Consider the following 5,261-nt stretch of genomic DNA (forward strand, 5'->3'; position numbering starts at 1 on the left):
CCCCCTCACCCCACCTCACAACGGATGCGCGCCCGCGCCCGTACGCACCCTTGCGCGCGCCCTGCACACGCACGCCTTCCCTTCCCCTTCCGTGAACGGAGAGCCCCGACGTGTCGAGTGAGAACCCGCCGAACGCCGAGTCCGCCCCCGGCCCGGGTGTCGGGCGCAGATCCCTGCTCCGATCAGCCTCCGTCATGGCGGCGGCCGGAGCCGCCGCGCTGGTCCCCGCGCCGATCGCGCACGCCGCCACGAAAGGCCAGGGCACCGATACGGTGACCACCACCTACCGCGGCCGCGCCCCGTACGGCAACGACCAGTGGGCGTACGTCGCCTTCGACGTCCCCACCGGAGTGCGACGGATCTCCGTCGCCACCTCCCACGACGCCGCCGCCGGCATCCTGGACCTCGGCATCTTCGGTCCGTCCGGCTTCCGCGGCTGGTCGGGCGGCGAACGTTCCGGCTTCACCCTCTCCGCGGCCGACGCCACTCCCGGCTACCTGCCCGGCCCCGTCGAGCCCGGCGGGTGGTCCGTCATCCTGGGGCCGATGGTCGGAGCCACCGGCGGCATGGCCTGGCAGGTCGACGTCACCCTGCACTTCGGAGACCCGCTGCCCCGCACCCCGTACGACATTCTGCCGACCGCCGTGGCGGGCCGCGGACCCGGCTGGTACCGGGGCGACCTGCACCTGCACAGCGTGCACTCCGACGGGAAGCACACGGTGGACGAGATCGTCGCAGCCGCCCGCCAGGAGGGGCTGCACTTCCTCGCCACGTCCGACCACAACACCAGCTCCACCGGGGTGACGTGGCACGGCAACATCCCGAACGACCTGCTGATCATCAACGCCGAGGAGGTCACCACCCGGCACGGCCACTGGCTGGCCGTCGGCCTGCCCCCGGGCGAATGGGTGGACTGGCGCTACGGCCCCGCCGACAAGGGGGTGTTCGACGGCCACGCCCGGCGTGTGCACAGCCTGGGCGGACTCACGATCGCCGCCCATCCGCTCACTCCGGCAGCGGGATCGTTCTGGGAGTTCGGCCTCGACCGCGTGGACGCGCTGGAGGTGTGGAACGGTCCGTGGACCCTCGACGACGCGGCCAACATCGCCGCCTGGCACGTCATGCTGTGTCTCGGCAAGCGGGTCGCCGCCGTCGGCAACAGCGACGCCCACAGCCCTTCGGACGCCGTCGGCCGGCCCCACAACGTGGTGCGCGCGGCCGGCCTGTCGACGCCCGCCGTCCTCGACGCACTGCGCAGGGGACGGTCGTACGCCGTCGAATCCGCGGCCGTGACCGTGGACTTCACCGCCCGCGCCGGCGGGGCCGTCGCCGGGCCGGGGGAGGAACTGCCCCTCTCGCTCTTCGACGCCGTCGACGTGACGCTGGACGTGACGGGCGCCCCCGACAGCATCGCCACGCTGTACACCGAGTGGGGCATCATGGCCGCCACGTGCATCGACGGCAGCGGCAAGGGGCAGCTGCGCTGGCGCGGCTGGGGCAAGGCATCCCTGTTCGCCCGGGCCGAGGTGCGCCGGCCCAAACCCGCCTCCACCACACTCGACCAACTGGTGGCCATCACCAACCCGGTGTGGTTCTACTCCGCGCGACTGCCCCCGTACGACGTCGAGCGGCGGGCGCTCTTCCACACCGAGCGCCGCCTCGACGGATCGTGGAGCGGCATGCGTCCGCTGCCTGGTGCGGTATCCGGCGCCGCCTCGTTCACGGGGGTCCAGAGCGCCGCGGCGGGTATGGCGGACGGCTCCGTCGCGGTGCTCGGCATCGCGCCCGACAACGCCCTGTGGCTGACCGTCGTACGAGGCTCCGCCACGCTTCAGCCCTGGAAGCGCGTCGCCGGACCGGACGGCCGGACCGATTTCACCGTACGGGAGGCGGACCTCGCGGCCTTCCCCGACGGCACCTGCCAGATCGTCGCCACCGCGATGGACGGGACCGCCTTCCACCAGCAGCGCCGCGCCGACGGGACCCTGCCGGGGTTCCGGGCGCTGCCCGGCTTCACCGCGAAGAGCCGCTGGGGTGCGACGAAGGTGTCGATCACGGCCCTGCCCGACGGCTCCGCCCAACTGCTCAGTTTCGGCACCGACGGTGTCATGTACCACTGCGTCCGCGGGCGTGACGGCACGTGGACGCCCTGGGGACGCCTGGCCGGCTACAACGGGGCCCCGACGTTCTCCGGCCCCGCACTGGCGATCACCGGCATGCCCGACGGCTCCTCCCAGGTCCTCGCGATCGGACTCGACGGGATCGTGTACCACCAGCAGCGGCGGCCCGACGGCTCCTGGACCGGCTTCCGGCCCCCGCGGGGCGTCACCACCGCCACCATGGGGGCCAGCGCCATCGGTATCGCGGGAACGCCCGACGGCTCCGCGCACGTCGTGGCGGTCGGACTCGACGGACGGGTCTGGCACAACGTGCGGAAGCCGGACGGCTCCTGGACCCCGTTCTCGCACGTACCCGGCCCGAACGGGAGCGACCCCTTCTCGGCCGGTCAGGTCCGCATCACCGCACTGCGCGACGGAACCACGCATGTGACAGCCATCAGCGCCGGCTAGGACCTGCCCGGACGGTCACAGCCGAAGCGGACGACGACGGGCCGCGGTGAAGGTCCGTCAAAGGCCGTTGTCAGTGGCTCCCCCTAGTGTGCAGCCATCACTCGGGGAGCCTCGGAGAAGGAGCACAGTCATGCCCGCCAACAAGATCCAGCACAAGGTGAATCACGTCGCGCTGGTCGTGGACTGTTCGGGTTCCATGCGTCAGCACGAGGGGCAACTCATCCGCGTGGTCGACGAGTTCGTGGCGGGCCTGAAGGCCGAGTCGGACAGCCTCGGTCACGAGACCCGGATCAGCCTCTACTCCTTCGACCACAGGGTGGAGAACCTGGTCTGGGACATGGACGTGAAGCATCTGCCGTCCATGAGGGGTCTGTACAAGGTGCACAACGGCGCCACTGCGCTCATCGAGGCATCCCTGAAGTCCCTGGACGACCTGGGCCACATCTGGGAGGCGTACGGCGAGCACAGTTTCCTCCAGATCGTGGTGACGGACGGCGAGGAGAACGCCTCCGGCGGCGACCGGCGGCACGACGGTGACATGGCCATCCTCGGCCCCTGGCTCGACAGGATCGCGGCGAAGATGGGCGCCCTTCCGGGGCACTGGACTTCCGCGATCCTCGTTCCGAACTCCCTGGCGAAGCGAACCGCGCAGAACTATGGCTTCCCGGCCGGGAACATCGCCATCTGGGACGCGGATTCCCAAGAGGGCGTCGAGGAGGCGATCGGTACCGTGCGCGCCGCGGCCACCAGCTTCCTCCGTGGCCGCGAGCAGGGCGTGCGCGGCACCAAGAACCTGTTCGCGGTCGGCCAGGACATATCGGTCGACGACGTGCGAGCGAACCTGGAACCGGTCCCGGCGGACAAGTACCGGCTCCTGAAGGTCGACAGGGAGGTCGAGATTCGGTCCTTCGTCGACTCGCATCCGGGTGTGACGTACGAACGCGGTGCGTGCTACTACCAGTTGGGCACCCGTGTTCAGGTTCAGCCGGACAAGGAAGTCATCGTGGTCGAGAAGGACACCGACCGCGCGTACACGGGCGACGCGGCACGCAGTCTCCTGTTCGGCACGGGGATCCAGGGAACCGTCTCCGTCAAGGCCGGGCGCAATCCCAAGCTGGAGGTCTACGTGCAGAGTCGTTCGGTGAACAGGAAGCTCAAGCCGAACACACGCCTGCTCATCATGCTCTGACACTCACGGCGAAGGCCGAACGGCGGGTGCTCCAGGACCAGTTGCGCGAGGGCCGGCCGGTCCTGGACCTCACCCGACGCCGGTCCCGAGCCGTGCTTCCTCATGAGCGCGGCACTCCGTACGACACGACCCGACGCGGCGGGGTCAGCTGACAGTCCACTCGCGGAGCTGGCGGGCGATGCGGGCCACACCCAGCATTCCGGCGGCGGTGTCGCGCACCAGGACGACGGCGGCTTTGGGCGGGTAGTCGAGCCGGTGGCCGTTCAGGGCCAGGTAGGCCTCGGTGGAGTGCCAGGCGAAGGCCTCGCCCGAATGCTCGAGGCAGGGAAGTTTCGCCAGCGTCTGCAACAGGGCGCCGGCCTTGAGATGGAGAGAGCCGTAGATGTCGCGTTCCATGGCGCCGGCGTTGATGCGCGCGACGGCCGCGTACAGCGGTCCGAGGTCGTCGACCTGCGGGTCGCCGTCGAGAAGTTCGGCGGCGTGCAGCAGGAAGCTGATGTCGAGCGGGTGCGGCGGTTCGGGCCGGCTCACGCGGCGTGGCCCCGCTTCTGCCGCTCCAGCTCGGCGCGGGCCTGCTGCTCGGCGGCCCGCTGCTCCGGTGAGGGATCGACGCTGCTCGGCTCGGCGGCGAACGCGGCGCCACTGCGCGCCATCGACTCCTTGAAGCCGTCCAGGAACCGCTGCTCGACTGCGGTCGCGCGGGCGTAGGCGGCAGAGAGGATGTACTCCTGCAGGCTCACCCCCTCCTGCTTCGCGGCGGCCGCGATCGCGGCCCGCTGCTCAGGGTCGGGGAAGCGCAGATTCATGGCCCTGGGTTCCGTCACGGCACCAACGGTACCAGTGGTACCACAGCCGGGGGAGTCCTCCGCGTCCGCAGGATGCGACCGCCGCCCGGCGATCCGCCGGCAGCACGGGCTGAGCCGGCGTCCCGGACGTCGCCGGACACGGCTCCGAACAGGCCGGACAGCGGAACCCTGTCCGGGACGGCCGCTTCCCGTTGTCCCGGGACTTCGACGCCAACAGGCTCTTGGCGTCGCCCCCAGCAGGGCGGTCCGCCCCCACTCGGGGGAGGACATCCGACGGACAAGGAACCCCAGAGATGTCACGTACTCGCAAGATCCTCACGCCCCTGGCCATGACGGTCGCGGCGGGCACGCTCGCCGCGACCGGAGCGGTCCCCGCGGTGGCGGCCGTCCCCGCGCCGGCCGGAGCCGCGCCGGCCGCCTCGGTTGTCGGCTGCGCCTCGCTGACCAGCAACGCCAACGGCAGGGCGCAGGTCAAGAACATATGCGCGAAGACGATCAACGCTACTGTCTCCGTCGACTGGGCCTGGGACCCCGGCTGCAAGAGCATCGGCGCCGGGCGGTCCGTCACCTTCAGCTGGGACTCGACCTATGGCAGGGCGGAGTACGCCTACGAATGCTGATGCTCCGCGACCAGCCGTTCTGAGGGGGGTGGCGCGGAGGGGCGGGGGCCTCTCCGCGCCGGCGTCGGCGCGGAGA

At 71.0% G+C, this 5,261-nt stretch carries 5 protein-coding genes; 3 read left to right on the top strand and 2 right to left on the bottom strand.

Going from position 1 to position 5,261, the window contains the following annotated elements:
• Positions 1-110: 110 nt before the first annotated feature.
• Positions 111-2,570 carry a CehA/McbA family metallohydrolase gene (locus E2E34_RS30865; protein WP_138905156.1) on the top strand — a complete coding sequence of 820 codons (2,460 nt, stop codon included), beginning with the start codon at positions 111-113 and terminating at the stop codon, positions 2,568-2,570.
• 130 nt (positions 2,571-2,700) lie between these two features.
• Positions 2,701-3,759 (top strand): vWA domain-containing protein, encoded by a 1,059-nt coding sequence (locus E2E34_RS30870; protein ID WP_138905157.1) that lies wholly within the window; start codon positions 2,701-2,703, stop codon positions 3,757-3,759.
• A 144-nt stretch (positions 3,760-3,903) separates the two neighbouring features.
• Here the strand turns inward: E2E34_RS30870 and E2E34_RS30875 are convergent, their stop codons facing one another.
• Positions 3,904-4,290: a fic family toxin-antitoxin system, toxin component gene (locus E2E34_RS30875; RefSeq protein ID WP_138905158.1), complete on the bottom strand. Its 387-nt coding sequence runs from the start codon at positions 4,288-4,290 to the stop codon at positions 3,904-3,906.
• The gene (locus E2E34_RS30880; RefSeq protein ID WP_138905160.1) at positions 4,287-4,565 is read right to left on the bottom strand and encodes a type II toxin -antitoxin system TacA 1-like antitoxin; all 279 of its coding nucleotides are present in this window, start codon (positions 4,563-4,565) and stop codon (positions 4,287-4,289) included. The genes E2E34_RS30875 and E2E34_RS30880 overlap by 4 nt, the downstream gene beginning before the upstream one ends.
• Positions 4,566-4,858: 293 nt before the next feature.
• Here E2E34_RS30880 and E2E34_RS30885 point away from each other — a divergent pair, with 293 nt between their 5' ends.
• On the top strand, positions 4,859-5,185 hold the full coding sequence (locus tag E2E34_RS30885; RefSeq protein ID WP_138905159.1) for a hypothetical protein: 327 nt from the start codon (positions 4,859-4,861) through the stop codon (positions 5,183-5,185).
• Positions 5,186-5,261: the final 76 nt, after the last annotated feature.

It is taken from the genome of Streptomyces albidochromogenes (genome assembly GCF_005981925.1).
Classification (GTDB): domain Bacteria; phylum Actinomycetota; class Actinomycetes; order Streptomycetales; family Streptomycetaceae; genus Streptomyces; species Streptomyces albidochromogenes.

Excerpts from the sequence above, each read along its gene's own strand:
- E2E34_RS30870 (WP_138905157.1), top strand. The coding sequence starts at position 2,701 with ATGCCCGCCAACAAGATCCAGCACAAGGTGAATCACGTCGCGCTGGTC.
- E2E34_RS30880 (WP_138905160.1), bottom strand. The coding sequence starts at position 4,565 with ATGAATCTGCGCTTCCCCGACCCTGAGCAGCGGGCCGCGATCGCGGCC.
- E2E34_RS30885 (WP_138905159.1), top strand. The coding sequence starts at position 4,859 with ATGTCACGTACTCGCAAGATCCTCACGCCCCTGGCCATGACGGTCGCG.